This window comes from Vibrio sp. 10N.261.52.C2, assembly GCF_041471425.1.
Taxonomy (GTDB): domain Bacteria; phylum Pseudomonadota; class Gammaproteobacteria; order Enterobacterales; family Vibrionaceae; genus Vibrio; species Vibrio crassostreae_C.
This window is the reverse complement of sequence record NZ_JBFROH010000008.1, coordinates 43978-65401: the sequence shown is the minus strand read 5'-3', so window position 1 is coordinate 65401 and position 21424 is coordinate 43978. Positions and strand designations below refer to the sequence as shown.

The 21424-nt window shown below is 46.0% G+C and carries 13 protein-coding genes; all 13 read left to right on the top strand.

The window, feature by feature from the left end; translation table 11 throughout:
- Nucleotides 1–102: 102 nt before the first annotated feature.
- The 13 genes from hemL to AB4307_RS01900 all read left to right on the top strand — a co-directional run bounded on the left by hemL (nt 103) and on the right by AB4307_RS01900 (nt 21417).
- A complete protein-coding gene (gene hemL, locus AB4307_RS01960; protein ID WP_010436060.1) occupies nt 103–1398 on the top strand; it encodes a glutamate-1-semialdehyde 2,1-aminomutase in 1296 nt (431 codons plus the stop codon).
- Nucleotides 1399–1741: 343 nt separating this feature from the next.
- A complete protein-coding gene (locus tag AB4307_RS01955) occupies nt 1742–2827 on the top strand; it encodes an AI-2E family transporter (protein ID WP_017059406.1) in 1086 nt (361 codons plus the stop codon).
- 110 nt (nt 2828–2937) lie between these two features.
- Nucleotides 2938–3960, top strand: coding sequence for a 16S rRNA (guanine(1207)-N(2))-methyltransferase RsmC (rsmC, locus tag AB4307_RS01950; RefSeq protein WP_017066801.1), 1023 nt, complete (start codon nt 2938–2940; stop codon nt 3958–3960).
- Nucleotides 3961–4176: 216 nt separating this feature from the next.
- Nucleotides 4177–7566 carry a response regulator gene (locus AB4307_RS01945; RefSeq protein WP_372130938.1) on the top strand — a complete coding sequence of 1130 codons (3390 nt, stop codon included), beginning with the start codon at nt 4177–4179 and terminating at the stop codon, nt 7564–7566.
- A gap of 700 nt (nt 7567–8266) precedes the next feature.
- Nucleotides 8267–9949, top strand: a complete 1683-nt coding sequence (locus AB4307_RS01940) for an ABC transporter substrate-binding protein (RefSeq protein ID WP_017056650.1) — start codon at nt 8267–8269, stop codon at nt 9947–9949.
- 169 nt (nt 9950–10118) lie between these two features.
- Entirely contained in the window at nt 10119–11105 is a 987-nt protein-coding gene (locus AB4307_RS01935) for an ABC transporter permease (RefSeq protein ID WP_017059409.1), read from the top strand.
- A 2-nt stretch (nt 11106–11107) separates the two neighbouring features.
- The gene (locus AB4307_RS01930) at nt 11108–12133 is read left to right on the top strand and encodes an ABC transporter permease (protein WP_372130936.1); all 1026 of its coding nucleotides are present in this window, start codon (nt 11108–11110) and stop codon (nt 12131–12133) included.
- Between the two features lie 2 nt (nt 12134–12135).
- The gene (locus AB4307_RS01925; protein WP_017063265.1) at nt 12136–13119 is read left to right on the top strand and encodes an ABC transporter ATP-binding protein; all 984 of its coding nucleotides are present in this window, start codon (nt 12136–12138) and stop codon (nt 13117–13119) included.
- Between the two features lie 87 nt (nt 13120–13206).
- Nucleotides 13207–14202 carry an ABC transporter ATP-binding protein gene (locus tag AB4307_RS01920; protein WP_017059411.1) on the top strand — a complete coding sequence of 332 codons (996 nt, stop codon included), beginning with the start codon at nt 13207–13209 and terminating at the stop codon, nt 14200–14202.
- Between the two features lie 98 nt (nt 14203–14300).
- On the top strand, nt 14301–16022 hold the full coding sequence (locus tag AB4307_RS01915) for a glycoside hydrolase family 9 protein (RefSeq protein WP_017063263.1): 1722 nt from the start codon (nt 14301–14303) through the stop codon (nt 16020–16022).
- A gap of 2 nt (nt 16023–16024) precedes the next feature.
- Nucleotides 16025–16909: a glucosamine kinase nucleotide-binding domain-containing protein gene (locus tag AB4307_RS01910; RefSeq protein WP_017066804.1), complete on the top strand. Its 885-nt coding sequence runs from the start codon at nt 16025–16027 to the stop codon at nt 16907–16909.
- A 12-nt stretch (nt 16910–16921) separates the two neighbouring features.
- Nucleotides 16922–18883, top strand: coding sequence for a beta-N-acetylhexosaminidase (locus AB4307_RS01905; protein ID WP_372130934.1), 1962 nt, complete (start codon nt 16922–16924; stop codon nt 18881–18883).
- Between the two features lie 128 nt (nt 18884–19011).
- A complete protein-coding gene (locus tag AB4307_RS01900) occupies nt 19012–21417 on the top strand; it encodes a glycoside hydrolase family 94 protein (protein ID WP_017066806.1) in 2406 nt (801 codons plus the stop codon).
- The last annotated feature ends 7 nt before the right edge of the window (nt 21418–21424 follow it).

Here is a 21424-nt window from a genome sequence, read left to right as displayed (position 1 = left end):
CAACCAGATTCGGGTGATTATCTGGGCGAAAGCATTCCTAGTTGGATTAGGGATAGGTACAATGCGTGCCAATTGGTCCGACAGTCAAAAGAGGATATATCAATGACCAAATCAGCAGAGCTGTACGAAAAAGCACAGCAAACCATTCCTGGTGGCGTAAACTCTCCAGTTCGTGCATTCAATGGCGTAGGTGGTTCTCCAATCTTCGTTGAACGCGCTGATGGCCCACTTATTTTTGATGCTGATGGTAAAGCGTATATCGATTACGTTGGCTCTTGGGGTCCAATGATCCTTGGTCACAACCACGCGGTTATTCGTGACGCAGTTATTGCAGCAGCTCAACGCGGCCTTAGCTTCGGTGCTCCAACCGAAACTGAAATCAAAATGGCTGAACTGGTATCTGAGATGGTTCCATCAATGGAACAGCTACGTATGGTGAGCTCAGGTACAGAAGCAACAATGAGCGCGATTCGTCTAGCTCGTGGCTTCACTGGTCGTGACAAAATTCTTAAGTTTGAAGGCTGCTACCACGGCCACGCAGACAGCCTACTTGTAAAAGCTGGTTCTGGCGCACTGACTTTAGGTCAACCAAGCTCTCCAGGCGTACCGGCTGATTTTGCGAAACTAACGCTAACAGCAACCTTCAACAATCTAGATTCAGTACGTGAAATCTTCGCAGCAAACAAAGGCGAGATCGCTTGTATCATCGTTGAGCCAGTAGCGGGTAACATGAACTGTATCCCTCCTGTAGAAGGCTTCCACGAAGGTCTACGTGAAATCTGTGATCAAGAAGGTGCATTGCTAATCTTTGATGAAGTAATGACAGGTTTCCGCGTTGCTGAAGGTTGTGCTCAGGCTTACTACAACATCAAGCCAGACCTAACGTGTCTTGGTAAAGTGATTGGCGGCGGCATGCCTGTCGGTGCTTTCGGTGGTCGTAAAGACGTGATGCAATACATCGCACCAACTGGCCCTGTTTACCAAGCGGGTACGCTTTCAGGTAACCCTGTTGCAATGGCTGCTGGCTACGCATGTTTGAACCTTCTACGAGAAGAAGGCAACGAAAAGCGTCTAGCTTCAAAAACTAAGCAGTTGGCAAAAGGCTTCAAGCAACTTGCTGACAAGCACGGCATCCCGATGCTAGTTCATCAAGTTGGCGGTATGTTTGGTTTCTTCTTCACAGATCAAGAAACTGTGACGTGCTACGAAGATGTAACTAAGTGTGATGTAGAACGCTTCAAGCGCTTCTTCCACCTAATGTTAGATCACGGTGTTTACCTTGCACCTTCAGCATTCGAAGCAAGCTTTACTTCTCTTGCTCATGGTTCAAAAGAACTTGATGCAACACTAGAAGCTGCCGACCGCTCTCTTGCGATCATTGCTGCTGAAAGCAAATAATCGAAAGCACTTTATAAGTCGCTAACCGATTGAATTTAGGGCTGCATTAAATGCAGCCCTTTTTATATATCGCGCTCACCAGCCAAAAAATATGACAGCTTATTTAGCCGTCGACTAAGGCTAAAGCTGAACCAAAAGCGATTAACGTTCCCAGAAAAGAAAAACCAACAACATCAAGGTACCGAGGAACATTCTGAACCAAGGGATCTCTTTTTTTGTTTGCTGTTCTTCGTCTTGGCATTTCTTATCTTTATTACAGCATCCCATTATCAAAACTCCTCATTGCTAACTCTCTGTTTTGCAGCCATTATAAACTCAGAACGCAAATATAGAGACCATTACCGTGTCAGAAAAACTCAAAATCAATTCCAGCCACTGGGTGATCATCATTGCCCTACTCGCGGCGGCTTATGCTTGTTACTTGCTTATCGAGCCATACGTTAACTCTATCGTGATGGCCTTTATCATTTCACTATTGATGTTCCCAATCCATGAGTGGCTTGAAAAAAAGCTCCCGAATAAAGAAAACATCGTCTCTCTGCTGTCTTGTATCATACTGACCTTCATTATTGTTATCCCTTTATTGGCAGTATTCGCAGCAATTGTTCAGCAAGGTTCTCTGTTCTCTCAGAACACCTACCAATGGGTAACACACGGCGGCATTCAGACTCTGTTTGCTCATCCGTTAGTGGTCAAAGCGCTGTCATTTGTGAATAACTACCTGCCTTTCGACAATATTGAGCCCCAAGCCATCGCACAAAAAGTCGGTGAGTTTGCGACAAGCTTTGGTTCTAAGCTAGTTGGTATCAGTGCCAAAATCTTAGGTGACGCGACCAATTTCTTGATGGATTTCTTCTTGATGCTGTTCGTTTTGTTCTTCTTATTAAGAGATCACGACAAAATCATCAGTGTGGTTCGTCATATTCTGCCGCTGTCTCGTAGCCAAGAAGACAAACTTCTAACAGAGATAGAACAAGTATCTAAATCAGCAGTAATGGGCTCATTCTTAACCGCAATCGCGCAAGGTTTTGCCGGCGGTTTAGGTATGTGGATTGCCGGTTTCCCAGGTCTATTCTGGGGTACTATGATGGGCTTTGCCTCTTTCATCCCAGTTGTGGGTACCGCATTAATCTGGATTCCAGCAGCAACCTACTTGTTCCTAACTGGTGATACCACGTGGGCGATTTTCCTAACGGTTTACTGTGTAGCGATTGTTGGTTCAATTGATAACCTTCTGCGTCCGCTGCTAATGCAAGGCAGTGCAGGCATGAATACCCTGATGATCTTCTTCTCACTATTGGGTGGTATTCAACTGTTTGGCCTAATTGGTCTTATCTACGGACCATTGATTTTTGCGATTACCATTGTCCTATTCAACATCTACGATGAAGAGTTTAAGGACTTTTTAAACCAGCAAGACAAGAGTTAACGAACTTGACGTCAACTTGATTGGCGAACCCGTATTAAACACTTCAAGCTTTGGGCGGATTATGCGAAAATCCGCCCTCATTTTTTGCTAACGATTCAACAGAGTGTCCTATGTCAGCTTATATTGCACCAAGCCAGATTGCTCAACGCCAACTCGCCTACTTTGAAGGCAAACATGTTTTAGTTGCCGGTGAGGCAGAAGACTTGTTCCCTGTTGAGTTAGCGAAGCATTGTGAATCTGTCTCTGTGTTTACTTCTAATTACAGCTACTACCGTCAATTAGAAGGCTACAACACCATCCAACGTTTTTATGGTGCGGAGTTTACCGAAGAGACCAAAGCCGACTTAGTGATGTTGTACTGGCCAAAAGCCAAAGCGGAAGCGGAATTTTTGTTGGCGATGCTATTTGCCAAGCTAGGCAAAGATACCGAGATCGTCGTGGTTGGTGAAAACCGTTCAGGCGTGAAAAGCATCGAGAAGATGTTTGCTCCTTACGGCAAAGTTGTTAAATACGATTCAGCGCGTCGTTGCTCTTTCTACTGGGGTCAATGCTTCGAGCAACCACAAGCGTTCAACCTGCAAGACTGGTTTAAGACCTACACGGTTAACATTGGTGAGCAATCACTTACGGTAAAAAGCCTTCCTGGCGTCTTCAGTCACGGTCAATTCGATGTCGGTAGCCAACTTCTGTTGGATACTCTGCCAAAACTAAAAGGCAAGGTACTGGATTTTGGCTGTGGTGCAGGCGTATTGGGCGCGGTGATGGCATCTCGTAACCCAGATATCGAGCTAGAAATGTGCGACATCAGTGCATTTGCCGTGGCATCAAGCCAAGCAACGCTAGAAGCGAATGGTTTAACGGGTAAAGTCTTCGCATCCGATGTCTATTCTGATACTGCAGAAGACTATCAGTTCATCATCAGTAACCCACCATTCCATTCAGGTTTAGACACTAGCTACAGCGCGACTGAGACCTTACTTTCTCAGGCTCCTAAGCATTTGAAGCGTTCTGGTGAGATGATTATTGTTGCGAATAGTTTCTTAAAATACATTCCAATTATTGAACAAGCGTTTGGAAAATGCGCGACTCTAAATAAGACCACTAAATTCGCGATCTATCACGCAAACAAATAACCTCTCTAGTACAGCGCAGGGTCATTATCTGCGCTGTCTGTTCATATTTTTGTCAAAACTCTATAAAAATGAGCTTTTGCACACGCTTTAAATACCACTTACTTGTCAAAGTAAAAAAACTCGTTAATTTCGTTAAATTGGAACCCGTTAATTCTATTCTCTGTACTTGTTTTCGCCCCTTTTAGCAGTACATCAAAGGAAAGTAGTACCCAATTTATGTTTAGATTCTATCGTAAGCAGAAGTTTAAGCGCCTTCAAAATACCCTAATGCTGGCATTTCTTGTCCTCAGTATTACCCCTGTGACACTTATCGCGATATTTTTCCTCCAATCGCACAGTCAGGATCTCCAGGAACAAAGCACCTCACACCTTGTTTCGGTTCGTGATACTAAGCAGCAGCAAATTGTCGATTACCTACAAGCTCAAGAATCCCAAGTGATGGGCTTTGTTCGCTCAGAATTGGCCAATGCCAGTGGCGGGCGATTTTATGGTTTGATCAATGCATTTCAACGATTGGGGTTAGATATTGACGAGGCACGCAGTAATGCACAGCAGCGCTATATTCAAGGCTCTGGCGATCAAATCAAAACGTCGATCCTCCCTGAATCCAGCAGCTTTATTGGCAGCGAGCGTTATCGCCTGCTCCACAAGCGCTACCATAATGCTTACCTAGAACTGCTTAAACGCTCTGATTTTGACGATATTCTCTTAGTTGATATCAACGGTAACGTCGCTTATTCCGTCTTTAAAAATGACGATTACGGCACCAATCTGCTGACAGGAAAATACAAGGACTCCAACCTAGGTATTACCTTTCAACGACTAGCCAAAGACGTAACCGACCGACGCAAATCTAACGAAGATTACACGCCGGTTATCGTTTCTGACTTTAAAGACGAGAATGGCAAACAGACCGCATGGCTAGGCGCACCTATCGTTCAACAAGGCTACCTACACAGTTACGCGATGTTTAGGCTACCAATCAACGGCATTACTAAGTTGATTGCGGATCTCAACAAGAGTTCGAATATTCAAACGCTGCTTGTAGGTGATGATCACCTGCCGCGTAGCCTTGCTCATTCACAAGAATCTATCAACTTGAGCCTAGATGTTGTCGATAAAGCATTGGCTGGCGAAACAGCGGTTGGCACCTTCGACAACACCCTAGATCAAGCGATCATCGCGGCATATACGCCAATTGAGCTGAAATACGCAACATGGGCTCTTGTCGTAGAGCTGCCAGAGAAAGAGGCGTTTGCCCGTATTCATCAGTTAGAAAAGATCTTCGTGATCGTGATGCTAACGGCGATCATTCTGGTAGTCGTTGCATCGCACTATCTGTCTAACTTCATCACATCCCCACTGCTTAAACTGACGTGGGCTGCCGAAAAAGTATCGGCGGGTGATCTCGATGAAACCATGATCAATACCGAGCGCAAAGATGAGATAGGCCGACTCGCGGTGAGCTTCGAAAGAATGCAGCGATCTATTCGTGAAAAAATGCAGCTCATCAAAAGCCAAAACGATGAGCTTGAGGACAACCTTAAGACCATTCAAAAGCAAAACGAAGAGTTACAACTGGCCAATAAACTCAAAGATGAGTTCTTAGCGACTACTTCACATGAATTGAGAACACCACTGCATGGCATGGTGGGTATCGCTGAAGCGTTGATATCTGGAGCGAACGGCCCTATTCCAGCAAACCAGAAGTATCAGTTAGATATCATCATCAATAGCGGTCAGAGATTGGCGACCTTGGTTGATGATCTGCTTGATTATCACAAGATGCGCTATGGCAGCTTAGATATTAAGAAATCAGCCGTTGATTTGTCGGCAGCCACCAGCTTGGTCCTAGAGTTGTCTCATCACCTATTGGGCAATAAGCCAATCCGTATTATTAACCAAGTCCCAAGTGATTTAGGTCTGGTTTCATCGGATCCTCAACGACTTGAGCAAGTGATGTATAACTTGGTCGGCAATGCCATCAAGTACACCTCAGAAGGTAAAATTGTTATCTCTGCCAGCGTTATCGATGACAACATTCGTGTACAAGTTGTCGATACTGGCCAAGGTATACCGGCCGAGTACCTTGAGCACATCTTTGAGCCATTGATTCAAGCAGGCCAAGATGCGAGTAACTACCGCCAAGGTGCAGGGCTTGGATTATCGATCAGTCGTCAGTTGATCGAGCTAATGGGCGGTTCACTGTACGTTAGTAGCCAACCAATGCTCGGCACTACGTTTAGCTTTACCCTGCCCCTAGCTACTCAAGATGAGTTAGACAGTTACAACGAATCAGGTCACTACTCGCACTTCCAAGCGCCTGATTTAATTGATAACAGCCAACAAGAAAATAGTGTTATCAGTGAAAACCCAGATGGCCCGTTATTGGTTATCGCCGATGATGAGCCGGTTAACCTGCGAGTATTAGACAGCTTCTTGAAGTTAGAAGGTTATCGAGTACGTACTGCATGTGATGGCCCTGAAACCATTGAACTGATTGAGAAAGAGAAGCCAGAGCTGCTTCTACTCGACATCATGATGCCAGGAATGAGCGGCTATCAGGTTTGTGAAGCACTGCGTAAGCAATACGATCATGCTCAGTTGCCAATCATCATGCTAACGGCACTCAACCAAGCAGAAGACCGTGTTCGAGGTTTCGAAGCTGGCGCCAATGACTACTTGTCTAAACCGTTCAACAAACAAGAACTAGCGGCTCGAATTACAGCACATCTATCAGCAAGCAAAGCTGAACAGAGACGCCTTGAAAACGACCAACTGCAACTCGAGCTCAAACATAGAGCGATGGTTGAGGCTAACTTGTTAGAAACTCAAGGCCGCTTATTAGAGCAACTAGAATCGGCACCTGAAGCCATCATCTGTATTCGTGACGACCAACGTATTCGCTTTGCTAACGAAGCTGCGGCGAAGCTATTCAGACGCGGACAAGAACAACTTAAACGCTCAATGGTCGACGAGATCATTGCGCCTAAATACCTTAAGGTAGAACAAGCCCACTACTGCGGTGATATTGATATCTATATAGACGATACACGTCAGCGCATACCAAGTGACATCCTTAAGCTGCCTGAAGGCTCAGGGCTCGACACCATGTATATCTTCAATGTAGGTGGTGGTGTTAACTCAAACCGAATCAATAACCTTGAAACGGCGGTTGAAGCTCTCTCTAGTTATGCCTTTGAAGGCGACAAAGATAAGTTGCAACAGTTGAAGGAGCTTGGCGGAGAATTTACTCGTCTTGCTGACAAGGCAACCGGTGAAGGTAAAAACAAGCAAGAGTTAATGCGCGAGGTACTGGTCGATGCGATGACTAATGCCATCATCTACTGGGAATCGGTGACTGGTGAAACCAAGTTCGCTTTCGCCGAGAAGAGTGGCTTGTGGCGCGTCTACTTAGACCGCAGTACGCTGCAAACTCGAACGCTAGACAAATACCTACGCGTAGAAACCCTACCGAAAACCCCTCGCTGGCGAACGGTACTGAGCTCAATCGAATTCATACTGGAACACTGTAAAGAACAGACGCCAGAAAGAACCCATATTGAGGTGCTAAGAGATAAACTTCAGAAACTACTGACCAGTTAATCCCTGAACCAACATCACGATACTTTGAATAATGGAGCCCACCTAGCGTGGGCTTTTTTGTACGCCTAATAATCACAAAAAGTAGAATCCCATCGCTTGCAACGCACTTTTTTTACGCCCTTAAACAAGGAGGAATTCACGCCAATTACGTACAGTGTGGGCTCGTAACCGTCAGTACTTTTCGTTCTATTCTCAATCATATCTGACTCTTTGTTGCAGTTTGAGAAGCGAGTCACAACAGAACGGCAGATTTAATTTTCTAGGGAAATTTAACGTAAAACTGGCAAGTGACCGAGATCTACAATTATACCAACGTAGGGTAAGGCATTATAATAAAAAGCCTTTAAAGTTAGTGGCCACTTACAACCTGCAAGAACCTCAAAACCAAATGCGAGTCACATCACTTTAACAATTGCGTACGAAAAACCACCAAAGCAACCTATTTTGACGTTAATGACGTGGGGTTGTGTGTTTTTAACGTTTTTGACGGGAAACGAGTTTGATTAATTCATCGATAAGGTGTTTTCTTACTCCTGCCAAAGGCCTACAGGCCACTCTTACCACTTCTCAGAATCAACGATGAATCTGGAGCAACGAAGAAGAGGTAGGCCTTTAACCAGAGTGTGTATCTACTAAACAATTTAGCGACAGATAACATTCAATCCATTAGTGAAATGAAAGCAAATAGTAAGGAACAGCTATGCTTGCCAATATAAAAAAAACAGCAATAGCAACAGCAATTATTGCAACTGCTACAACAGGTTTTGCATCAGTAGCAACCGCTGCAGAACGCAGTGAACTGACCGTTCACCCGAAAGAGTACACTACATTCGTACGTAACTTTAACCCGTACCTTGGTGCTACTAACCTACATACTACAACTGACTTCATGTATGAGCCGCTAGTAGTATTTAACGAAATGCACGGTAACACTCCAGTGTTCCGTCTAGCTGAAAACTTCAAGATGTCAGATGATCTGATGAGCGTTGTTTTCGACATTCGTAAGGGTGTTAAATGGTCTGACGGAGAAACTTTCTCTGCTGATGATGTTGTTTTTTCTTTCAACCTTGTAAAAGAGAAGCCAGAGCTTGACCAATCTGGTATCAACTCTTGGGTAACTTCTGTAGAAAAACTGAACGACAACCAAGTTAAGTTCACACTAACAGAAGCAAACTCAAACGTACCTTACGAGATTGCTAAAGTACCTGTAGTACCTAAGCACATCTGGAAAGACGTTAAAGATCCATCAACGTTTACCAATGAGAACCCGGTAGGTTCTGGTCCATTTACAGAAATCGATACGTTTACAGCGCAGCTATACATCCAGTGTGCAAACCCGAACTACTGGGATGCAGACAACCTAGATGTTGACTGTCTACGTGTTCCACAAATTGCGAACAACGACCAATTCCTAGGTAAAGTTGTAAACAGTGAAATGGACTGGACGTCTTCTTTCGTTCCAGATATCGATCGTACATACGCAGCAGCTAGCCCTAAACACCACTACTGGTACCCGCCAGCAGGTACACAGGCATTCATCGTTAACTTCAAGCACCCTGATGCTGCGAAGCATGAAGCATTGAGCAACGTTGACTTCCGTCGTGCTTTCTCTATGGCTCTTGACCGTCAAACTATCATCGACATCGCATTCTACGGTGGCGGTACTGTAAACGATTTCGCATCGGGTCTTGGCTACGCGTTTGAAGCTTGGTCTGATGAAAAAACTCATGACAAGTACAAAGGCTTCAACACTTACAACGCTGAAGGCGCGAAGAAGCTTCTTGCTGACGCTGGCTTCAAAGATGTAAACAAAGATGGTTTTGTTGACACTCCATCAGGCAAGTCTTTCGAACTAATGATTCAATCGCCAAACGGCTGGACTGACTTCAACAACACAGTTCAACTAGCGGTAGAACAGCTAAACGAAATCGGTATTAAAGCAAAAGCTCGTACACCTGACTTCTCTGTTTACAACCAAGCAATGCTTGAAGGTACATACGACGTAGCATACACAAACTACTTCCACGGTGCGGATCCATACACGTACTGGAACAGTGCTTACAACTCATCACTACAATCTGGTGATGGTATGCCTCGTTTCGCAATGCACTTCTACAAAAACGACAAGCTAGATGGTCTTCTAAACAGCTTCTACAAAACAGCTGATAAGAACGAGCAGCTAGACATTGCACACGGTATCCAGCAAATCATCGCTGCAGACCAAGTGACAATCCCTGTGATGTCTGGTGCTTACATGTACCAATACAACACAACTCGCTTCACTGGTTGGTGGAACGAAGAAAATCCAAAAGGCCGTCCAAACATTTGGGCTGGTATTCCAGAGCGTCTACTTCATGTACTGGACCTAAAACCAGTTAAATAAGTAATCGTTCAATCCTTGCGGCGTAACCTCTTACGCCGCTTATAAAAATCCCCACACTCTCAATTGAAAGTATGGCGCTAGTCGTCAGGGGGTTTTTCGTTCCAAATTTCGCTAGGAGCGACCTGAATCCAGAAACAGGGAAACAATCTGGGTGAGTAAGGTGTGAGTTATGGGTTATTTTTTAAGACGTTTGTCATTTTATTTTGTCGCGCTATTAGTTGCTGCGACGTTAAACTTTATTATTCCAAGAGCAATGCCTGGTGACCCAGTTACCATGATGTTTGCGAACGCTTCTGTACAAGTTACTCCAGAGCGTATTGCTGCAATGAAAGAACTATTAGGCTTCGTTGATGGTGGCTACTTAGTTCAATACGTGGCGTACATGAAGAACATTCTTAGCTGGGAACTTGGTACATCAATTCAATTCTACCCACTTTCTGTAAACACACTGTTGGGTGGAGCATTCGGTTGGTCGCTTTTCTTAGCCGGCACCGCAGTTATTCTTTCTTTCTCGATTGGTTCAATCCTAGGTATTTTCGCAGCGTGGAAACGCGGCAGTAAGTACGATGCCTTCGTAACGCCAGGGATGCTGATTCTACAAGCCGTTCCTCAAGTTGTTATCGCGATGATTGCACTATTTACCTTTGCAATTGGCTTGAAGTGGTTCCCAACAGGGTATGCCTACACCGCTGGTACTATACCTGATTGGACAAGCTGGGCATTCATTAAAGATGTCGCTTACCACGCCTTCTTACCACTGTTCTGTGCTTCTGTTGTTCAAATTGGTGGCTTCCTAGTAAACATGCGTAACAACATGATCAACCTATTAGCCGAAGACTACATCACCATGGCGAAAGGCAAAGGCCTGAGCGAAAACCGAGTGGTATTCAACTACGCAGCTCGTAACGCGATGCTACCTAGTGTGACAGCCCTGTCAATGTCGCTAGGTATGGCAATCGGCGGTCAGTTAATTATCGAAATCATCTTTAACTACCCAGGTCTTGGCAGCGTACTTTTCAACGCAATTAACGCTCGTGACTACCAAGTACTGCAAGGTCAGCTGCTTATCATGACGCTATTCATGCTGTTCTTTAACCTAGTTGCAGACATGCTTTACGTTGTTCTTGACCCTCGTCTTCGTAAGGGTGGTAAATAATCATGAAAGACTTTTTAAAACTCATTTGGCGTAACCAGATGGCCCTAACAGGCGTCATCATCCTAAGTATTTTTATTCTTGGCGCGATTGCAGCTCCATTAATCACCAAACATGTACCAGACAAGCGTACAGGTAACCCACACGAATATCCTGGTTTCGTGGTGAAGTCTGCACAAACTAACCCTGATGGCTGGGTTGCTCAAAATCTAGCAGACGACCGTCGTACATTGATCATGTCTAAAAAGGCAGACCACGTACTAGGTACAACTCGTATGGGTCGTGACGTTTGGTCTCAAGTGGTATACGGCGCACGCGTATCTCTTGCTGTAGGTTTTGGTGCGGGTCTAACCGTATGTTTACTCGCAACTGTTATTGGTGTTTCTGCAGGTTACTTCGGTGGCCGTGTCGATGACGTTCTAACAGCCGCAATGAACATCATGCTGGTAATCCCTCAATACCCATTACTGTTCGTAGTAGCAGCCTTTATCGGTGAGGCAGGGCCACTCACCATAACCTTGGTTATCGGCTTTATGTCTTGGGCTTGGGGTGCCCGTGTTGTTCGCTCCCAAACCTTAGCACTGCGTGAAAAAGAGTTTGTAAAAGCCGCTGAAGTTTTGGGTGAATCTTCATTCCGCATCATCTTCGTAGAGATTCTGCCAAACCTTATCTCTATCGTTGGCGCAAGCTTCATCGGTTCGGTGATGTACGCAATCATGATGGAAGCAACCATCTCGTTCCTAGGTCTTGGTGACCCGAACACAATCAGCTGGGGCATCATGCTTTACAACGTTCAAACCTCTTCATCAATGCTGATTGGCGCTTGGTGGGAACTGCTGGCTCCTTGTATCGCACTGACACTACTTGTAACTGGCCTTGCTCTACTTAACTTCGCGGTCGATGAAATTGCTAACCCGCAACTGCGTTCTCACAAAGGCATGAAGCGTTGGAAGAAACTAGCAGCTCAAGACAAAGAAGAACGTGAACCAGAACTACCACCACAAAATGCACTTTGGAGCGGAGATAAATAATCATGTCTGAACCACTAATTTCTATCCGCAACTTATGCGTGGATTACATCACAGAGTCTGGCGATGTTCGTGCGTGTAACAACGTAAGTTTCGACATCGCTCCAGGTGAAGTCTTCGGCCTAGCTGGTGAATCTGGCTGTGGTAAATCAACGGTCGCTTTCTCTCTTATGCGTCTTCATAAGCCGCCCGCTTACATCAGTGGTGGTGAGGTTATCTTCAACGGTGAGAACATCCTTGAATACAGTGATGACCGTATGCAGTCGTTCCGTTGGAGTGAGATGTCGATGGTATTCCAGAGCGCGATGAACGCACTCAACCCAGTACTACCGATGGAAGAGCAGTTCTGTGACGTAATCATGCGTCACACCAACATGACTCGCGAGCAAGCTAAGCAGCGTGCTGAAGGTCTACTTGAAATCGTCGATATTCACCCGAGCCGATTGAGTGACTATCCTCACCAATTCTCTGGCGGCATGCGTCAGCGCTTGGTTATTGCTATCGCGTTAGCACTGAATCCAAAGCTGATCATTATGGATGAGCCGACAACCGCACTTGATGTGGTTGTGCAACGCGAAATCCTACAAAAGATCTATGCACTAAAAGAAGAATTTGGCTTCTCAATTCTGTTCATCACCCATGACTTGTCATTGATGGTCGAGTTCTCTGACCGCATCGGCATCATGTACTCAGGTGAGCTAATCGAAGTAGCTAACTCTCAAGATATTCTAGAAAACCCTTACCACCCTTACACCAAAGGGTTGGGAAGTTCTTTCCCTCCACTGACAGGGCCAAAGACAAAGTTAGCAGGTATTCCGGGTAACCCTCTGAACCTGTTAGAGATCCCTGAAGGGTGTCGTTTCCAAGCTCGTTGTGACCGTGTACATGAAAAGTGTACCAAGGTGCCAACCAAGCTGCGTTCTATCGACCCGGGACATTTGTCTAACTGCCACCTGTACGGTGACCCAATAGTACAAAGGAAGCTATAGCTTGCACGCTGACTCAGCGTGAATAACGAACAAGGCGGCTCGACCGCCTAAAAACAAGCAAAGCGAATAAGGATTCTGGAGACAATTATGAGCAAAGATTTCGGTCAATTATTGGTAGAAGGCAAGAATGTCGTAAAAGACTTCCCAATAAGCAGTACCACCATTCAAACCCCAATGATGCGTGCGATTAACGACGTGTCATTCAAGATGTACAAAAGCCGTGGCCTAGCAGTGGTTGGTGAGTCTGGTTCAGGCAAATCAACAACCGCAAAAATGATCGCAAAAATGTACGCACCTTCAGGCGGCACGATCGAATACAAAGGTCGTGATATCCAAGAGATCTCAAGCAGAAAAGATCTTATGCACTACCGTGAAGGCGTGCAGATGGTATGGCAAGACCCGTTTGGTTCATTGAACCCAACGCACAATATCTTCCACCACATTGCTCGACCACTGTTGATCCACAAGAAAGTATCTCCGGGCAACAAGAAAGAGCTAGAAGAACGCGTTTACGATCTTTTAGAGCAAGTAGGTCTCATTCCGCCAAAAGAGACGGCGAAGAAATACCCTCACCAACTGTCTGGTGGTCAGCGTCAACGTGTCAACCTAGCCCGCAACATCGCGGTAGGTGCCGAAGTTGTACTAGCCGATGAGCCAACTTCAATGCTTGATGTATCGATTCGTGCCGGTGTTTTGAACCTAATGGAAGAGATGAAGTTCGAGAAGCAAATGTCTCTGCTTTACATCACTCACGATATCGCAACCGCTCGTTACATCGCTGAAGACCTTTCGGTGATGTACGTGGGACACATGGTGGAATGGGGCGATACCGATGACGTGATTGCTAACCCTCAGCACCCATACACCCAATTGCTTGTTTCGGCCGTTCCAGATCCTAAGAAGTCGATCCACGAGCAACTTGCAGGCAACAAAGGTGAGATTCCTCTGTGGACACCAGTATCAGCAGGCTGCCCATTTGCAGGCCGATGTACTCACGCAATGGATAAGTGCAAAGAGCAGCTACCAGGGGTTACGCAACTCGCTGATAACCACTTTGTGCGCTGTTACCTACACGAAAGCTAAGCAATAAAACCCAAGTTAGGGTCTTCGGACCCTAACTATTTATATCCAAAACATTCAAGTACCTAGCCAATAGAAACTAGGACTGTCGGAGAATATTGATGCTGTTATTGACCAACCATATTGGCTATGAGTCCACAGGCCCGAAGCAAGCTATCCTACAAACTAAGAAAGCTCGCCTATCAAGCACTACGGCTCTACTCGTCTGTGCTGACAACCATATGACTGTCGGAAATTTTGATGTGGTTAAACAAGGCCGCGTAGCAAATTGGCATCAAGGGCAATTCTTCACTATTGATTTCAGTTCAGTCACTGAATCTGGTCGCTACTACCTACGTTTTGACAACCTGCGTTCAGAAGTATTTGAGATTGGTAGCAACCTATTAATGAACCACACGTTTTCTGATGTGCTTCATTACTTTAAGTCACAACGCTGTGGCGGGATTTTCGACAAAAAAGATCGACAAGCACAAATTCTAGGTACCGACCGATACGTCGATGTCCACGGTGGATGGTATGACGCATCAGGTGATGTCAGTAAGTATTTTAGCCACCTGTCTTATGGTAACTACCTAAACCCACAACAAATTCCGATGGTCGTTTGGAACATGCTAAAAAGCGTACGCTTGACTGGCCATAACCCAGACTTCCCGAAATTCTCCATGACTCGTCTAACGGAAGAGGCTCTGTTCGGTGCCGACTTCTTAGTGCGTATGCAAGACGCTGACGGATACTTCTATATGACGGTATTCGACAAATGGAGCAAAGATATCAACCAACGCGATATCTGCGCTTATGCGACTCAAGAAGGTCATAAATCAACGGACTTACAAGCGGGCTACCGACAAGGTGCAGGTGTTGCTATCGCAGCATTAGCCGCAGCTTCTGAGCTTGAAATCTCTGGCAGCTACTCGAGCCACACATACCTTGAAATGGCGGTTAAGGGTTACTGGCATCTAAAAGAGTACAACCTCCAGTATCTAAACGATGGTGAAGAGAACATCATCGATGAGTATTGCGCCCTACTCGCAGCCAATGAGCTGTATCGCGTAACACAAGACCAGCAATACCTATCAGAAGCAAGAACTTGGGCGACTCGTTTAATCTCTCGTCAGCAATCCGATGATTCATTTGAGCACTTCTGGTCGGCAAACTCTGATGGCTCTCGTCCATACTTTCACGCAGCTGAAGCCGGTCTTCCTGTGATTGCACTATGTGAATACATCGACAACGAAACCGATGCTGAATTAAAAGAACAGGCGCGCACAGTTGTTGAACAAGCTTGTCAGTTCGAAATCAACATCACCGACAAAGTCACCAACCCATTTGGCTATCCAAGACAATACGTTAAATCTGTCGATGGTGATAAACGTGATGCCTTCTTCGTCGCTCAACAGAACGAAACCGGTTACTGGTGGCAAGGCGAGAACGCACGCCTTGGCTCACTCGCAACCATGGCTTACCTAGTTCAACCGCACATTAAAGATAGCGAACTTCAAGAGCGCTTAATCCAGCTTTCACAAAATAGCCTTGATTGGATCTTGGGCCTCAACCCATACCACATGTGCATGCTCGATGGTCATGGCCATAACAACCCAGACTACCTACCTCAGCTTGGGTTCTTCAATGCGAAAGGCGGTATCTGTAATGGCATCACAGCTGGTTTTGAAGATGAACAAGACATTGCGTTCAATCCACCAGCACAAAAAGATGACATGCTTCAAAACTGGCGCTGGGGTGAGCAATGGATCCCTCATGGTGCGTGGTTCTTATTAGCAACCGCTGCACAGTTCAACTTCTTAGCTCAGCGTAAGGAGCAATAATAATGACTCTTTACTACGTCGGTATTGATGGTGGTGGTACTTCTTGTCGTGCTCGTATTCGTGACGCTCAAGGCAAACTGATTGGTGAAGCGAAAAGTGGCAGTGGCAACATCCTTTTGGGTGTTGATGTTGCGATGAGCTCAATTATTGATGCCATCACAAAAGCGGCACAACAAGGGCAACTCAACTCAGACCATTTTTCAAATATGCATGTTGGCCTAGCGCTGGCTGGCGCTGAGCAAAAATCAGCATGGTTCGACTTCATGGCTCAACCACACCCTTTCGCAAGCATGACACTAAATACCGACGCTTATGGCGCTTGCATTGGTGCTCACAATGGCCAAGACGGCGCAATCATGATCGGTGGTACGGGTTCTTGCGGTATCTTCCTAAAAGACGGTGAGCAATATGTGGTTGGCGGTCGTGAATTTCCGATTTCAGATCAAGGCGGCGGCGCAGTCATGGGCTTACGTTTGATTCAACAAGTCTTGCTTGCAGAAGACGGTATTCGCAACAAAACCCCGCTGACTCTACATGTGATGAATCACTTTAATAATGATGTGGATGCCATTGTCGAATGGTCAAAAGGTGCTATTCCAAAGGATTACGGTCAATTCTCACCAGTTATTTTTCAACTCGCTAACGAAGGTGACGAACTGGCTATCGATATGCTCAAGCAAACCGCGGCTGATATCGAAATGTTTGTCTTAGCACTGCATCGAAAAGGCGCTGACAAGGTGTGCTTAATGGGAAGTATCGCTGAGCGTATTCTCAACTGGCTATCACCACCAGTACAACAATGGATCGTTAAACCTCAATTCGACGCTATTGAAGGCGCATTGATGTTTGCCGGAAAACCACAACACAACTTGTATCAACAGGCTTAGCAGGGAAGTTATATGAATTATCGCATCGACTTAGCTGTTCTTTCTGAACAAAAAAATAACTGCCGATTTGGCCTTACGGTACATAACTTAAGTGACCTCGACGTAAAAGATTGGTCTCTGCACTTTGCATTTGATCGTTTCATCCTTCCAGAGAGTTTATCGCAAGGAGAGCTGACTCAAGTTGGCAGCTTTTGCTCATTCACACCAAGTTCGTCAGTGTTAAAGGCCAACAACCATTACTACCTTGAATTCAGTATTCAAAGCGCACCATTCCGCTTCTATTCTGATGGCCTTAACGATGCCTTTATCCAGTCACATAATGATGGAGAAACATCGGTACTGCCTGTCGCGATATCACCCATAGTACTGGCTTCGCCATACCGTGAACGCAATCAAATACCTGAAGTTAACGCTGCTGAGATTGCATTGATTCCTCAGCCTAATCAGATCGAATTTCAGCAAGGTAGTTTCGCGCTAAGTAACTTCGCGCTAAATAACGACTGCAGAATTGAGGTTCAATCTCATCTTGCTGATAAGGCAGTCTCTTGGTTCCAGCAAGAGTTGCTCTCGACCTTTGAGCTGTCTCTTTCGACCGCGCTTTCAGCTGAACTTTCAAAAGACGAAAGCGGCAACATTCTATTTCGCAGCAACCCGACGTTAGATGAAGCCGAATACAAACTGACCATCACTGCACAACAGATTATTGCTGAATCAGGCAGCCAGTCGGGCTTTACACACGCTGTGGCAAGCTTGATTCAACTAGTTCAACAACTGGACGCAGAGAACTTCTCTCTACCATGTTGCAAGATAGCCGACCAACCGCGCTTTAAGTACCGCGGCATGATGTTGGACTGCGCTCGTCACTTCCACTCAGTAGAGCAAGTGAAGCGTTTAATCAATCAACTGGCGCACTACAAGTTCAACGTATTTCATTGGCACCTAACTGACGATGAAGGTTGGAGAATTGAGATAAAGAGCCTGCCACAGCTAACAGAAATTGGCGCTTGGCGTGGCCCTGATCATGCACTAGAGCCGCAATATACCCACATTGCGGACAACTATGGCGGCTTCTACACACAACGACAGATTCGCGAAGTCATTGAATACGCAGAGCAACGCAGCATCACGGTGATCCCAGAGATCGATATTCCGGGACACTGCCGTGCCGCAATCAAATCACTGCCTGACATGTTGGTAGAGCAAGCTGACACTACTCAATACAAGAGCATTCAGCACTACAACGACAATGTGTTAAATCCAGGTTTACCGGGCACTTACCAGTTCTTAGATGCGGTTATTGAAGAAGTCGCAGAGCTATTCCCTAGCGAATTGATTCACATGGGCGCAGACGAAGTACCACCGGGCGTATGGACTAACAGCCCTGCAGCTCAAGCGCTGATGAAAGAACATCAATACCAAGACAGCAAAGATTTGCAAGGTCACCTATTCCGCTATGCCGAGAATAAGCTTAAGCAACTCGGCAAACGCATGGTGGGCTGGGAAGAAGCTCAGCACGGCGACAAGGTGAGCAAAGAGACCATCATCTATTCATGGCTCAGTGAAGAAGCGGCTGTCAATTGCGCTCGCCAAGGCTTTGATGTGGTATTGCAACCTGCACAATTTACCTATCTCGACATGACCCAAGATTATGCACCGGAAGAGCCGGGCGTAGATTGGGCTGCCGTTATCCCATTAGAACAAGCTTATACCTACGAAGCGCTTGCTGAGATATCCGACACCGACCCAATTCGTAAGCGGATCCGCGGAATTCAGTGTGCTCTATGGTGTGAGATCGTCACCAACCAAAAGCGTATGGATTACATGGTATTTCCAAGAATTAGCGCTTTAGCTGAAGGATGTTGGACACATAAAAACAACCGAAACTGGCTAGATTACCTGTCTCGCCTAAAGGGTCACTTGCCGCTACTCGACAGACTCAATGTTGACTATCGCAACCCTTGGAAAGCTCAATAAAACAAAACCAAAGCAACACTCACATCGAGCGCTTGCTAACTCAAATTAAGGTGCTCAGTCAGATAAGACTCAGCATCACTATTTAAAAATTAGCTGCATAGATGCAGTTTGTTAAAAAGGAAATGACAATGAAATACGGCTATTTCGATAACGACAATCGCGAATACGTCATCACTCGCCCTGATGTACCAGCACCTTGGACCAACTACCTAGGTACTGAAAAGTTTTGTACCGTGATTTCGCACAATGCGGGCGGTTACTCGTTCTACAACTCTCCGGAATACAACCGTGTTACTAAGTTCCGTCCAAACGGCACCTTTGACCGTCCTGGACACTATGTTTACTTGCGTGATGATGAGACGGGTGATTACTGGTCTATCTCTTGGCAACCAGTGGCCAAGAGCCTAGATGAAGCGAACTACGAGGTTCGTCACGGCCTGTCATACTCAAAGTTCAAATGTGAATACAGCGGCATTACCGCAACCAAGACGCTATTCGTACCTAAGGGTGAAGATGCAGAAGTTTGGGACGTTGTATTAAAGAACAACACTGACAAGCCACGTACTATCAGCACTTTCTCGTTTGTTGAGTTCTCTTTCAGCCATATTCAATCAGACAATCAAAACCATCAGATGTCTTTGTACTCTGCGGGCACGTCTTACCAAGAAGGTGTTCTGGAATACGACCTGTACTACAACACTAACGACTTTGAAGGCTTCTACTACCTAGCTTCAACTTTCTCACCAGACAGCTACGATGGCCAACGTGACAACTTCCTTGGTATGTACCGTGATGAAGCAAATCCAATTGCGGTTGAAAACGGTAAGTGTTCTAACAGCGCTCAAACTTGTTACAACCATTGTGGTTCTCTGCACAAGCAATTTACGATTCAACCCGGTGAAGAAGTTCGCTTTGCGTATGTACTCGGTATCGGTAAAGGCAACGGGGAACGCCTACGTGAGAAGTACCAAGACACAGCAAACGTAGACGCCGCTTTCCAAGGCATCAAAGATCACTGGGACGAGCGTTGCAACAAATTCCAAGTTAAGTCGCCAAACGAAGGCTTAGACACAATGATCAACACGTGGACGCTATACCAAGCGGAAACCTGTGTGGTTTGGTCACGCTTTGCATCATTCATCGAAGTTGGCGGTCGTACTGGTCTTGGTTACCGTGATACGGCTCAAGATGCTATTTCAGTACCCCATGCCAACCCACAAATGACCAAGAAACGTATTATCGACCTGCTTCGCGGCCAAGTGAAAGCGGGCTACGGTCTACACTTGTTCGATCCTGACTGGTTCGATCCAGAGAAAGCCGACGTTGAGCCATCAAAATCACCAACAGTTGTTCCAACACCGTCAGATGACGACAAGATCCACGGCATTGAAGATACATGTTCTGATGATCACCTATGGATCGTTCCAACCATCATCAAGTACGTGATGGAAACCGGTGAGCACGACTTCTTCGATGAAGTGATTCCATACGCAGACGGTGGCGAGGCGACAGTTTATGAACACATGAAAGCGGCACTGAACTTCTCTGCTGAATACGTGGGTCAAACGGGTATCTGTAAAGGCCTTCGTGCTGACTGGAATGACTGTTTGAACCTAGGTGGTGGTGAATCTTCAATGGTTTCATTCCTACACTTCTGGGCGCTACAAGAATTCCTAGATCTTGCTAAGTTCCGCAATAACGATGCTGACGTTGCGAAATACACTGAAATGGCTGCTAACGTTCGCGAGGCGTGTGAAACGCACCTTTGGGATGACGAGGGTGGCTGGTACATCCGTGGTCTGACTAAAAATGGCGACAAGATCGGTACCGCTCAACAAGCCGAAGGTCGTGTACACCTTGAGTCAAACACGCTAGCAGTTCTATCTGGCGCGGTATCTCAAGAACGCGGCGAGAAAGCGATGGACGCTGTTGATGAGAACCTTTTCTCTGAATACGGCCTACACCTAAACTCTCCTTCATTCGCAACACCAAACGATGATATCGGCTTCGTAACTCGCGTTTACCAGGGTGTAAAAGAGAACGGTGCAATCTTCTCTCACCCTAACCCATGGGCTTGGGTAGCAGAAGCGAAACTAGGTCGTGGTGACCGTGCTATGAAGTTCTACGACGCACTGAACCCGTACAACCAAAACGACATGATTGAAACACGTTACGCAGAACCATACTCGTACGTGCAGTTCATCATGGGTAAAGATCACCAAGACCACGGCCGTGCAAACCACCCTTGGTTAACGGGTACGTCGGGTTGGGCTTACTTCGCGGTAACCAACTTCATTCTTGGTGTTCGTACAGGCTTTGAAGGCTTAACGGTTGATCCTTGTATCCCAACAGATTGGCCAGAGTTCGAGGTTACTCGTCAATGGCGTGGCGCAACTTACAACATCACAGTGCAAAACCCGAATGCAGTAAGCAAAGGCGTTGCCTCTATCACTATCAATGGTGAGTCAGTTGAAGGCGCAATCCCAGTACAAGCAGAAGGCAGCGTGAACGATGTTGTCGTTGTTCTAGGCTAGTCACGCA

Coding starts and splice junctions, on each gene's coding strand:
- hemL (WP_010436060.1), top strand. CDS start 103: ATGACCAAATCAGCAGAGCTGTACGAAAAAGCACAGCAAACCATTCCT.
- rsmC (WP_017066801.1), top strand. CDS start 2,938: ATGTCAGCTTATATTGCACCAAGCCAGATTGCTCAACGCCAACTCGCC.
- AB4307_RS01945 (WP_372130938.1), top strand. CDS start 4,177: ATGTTTAGATTCTATCGTAAGCAGAAGTTTAAGCGCCTTCAAAATACC.
- AB4307_RS01940 (WP_017056650.1), top strand. CDS start 8,267: ATGCTTGCCAATATAAAAAAAACAGCAATAGCAACAGCAATTATTGCA.
- AB4307_RS01935 (WP_017059409.1), top strand. CDS start 10,119: ATGGGTTATTTTTTAAGACGTTTGTCATTTTATTTTGTCGCGCTATTA.
- AB4307_RS01930 (WP_372130936.1), top strand. CDS start 11,108: ATGAAAGACTTTTTAAAACTCATTTGGCGTAACCAGATGGCCCTAACA.
- AB4307_RS01925 (WP_017063265.1), top strand. CDS start 12,136: ATGTCTGAACCACTAATTTCTATCCGCAACTTATGCGTGGATTACATC.
- AB4307_RS01920 (WP_017059411.1), top strand. CDS start 13,207: ATGAGCAAAGATTTCGGTCAATTATTGGTAGAAGGCAAGAATGTCGTA.
- AB4307_RS01915 (WP_017063263.1), top strand. CDS start 14,301: ATGCTGTTATTGACCAACCATATTGGCTATGAGTCCACAGGCCCGAAG.
- AB4307_RS01910 (WP_017066804.1), top strand. CDS start 16,025: ATGACTCTTTACTACGTCGGTATTGATGGTGGTGGTACTTCTTGTCGT.
- AB4307_RS01905 (WP_372130934.1), top strand. CDS start 16,922: ATGAATTATCGCATCGACTTAGCTGTTCTTTCTGAACAAAAAAATAAC.
- AB4307_RS01900 (WP_017066806.1), top strand. CDS start 19,012: ATGAAATACGGCTATTTCGATAACGACAATCGCGAATACGTCATCACT.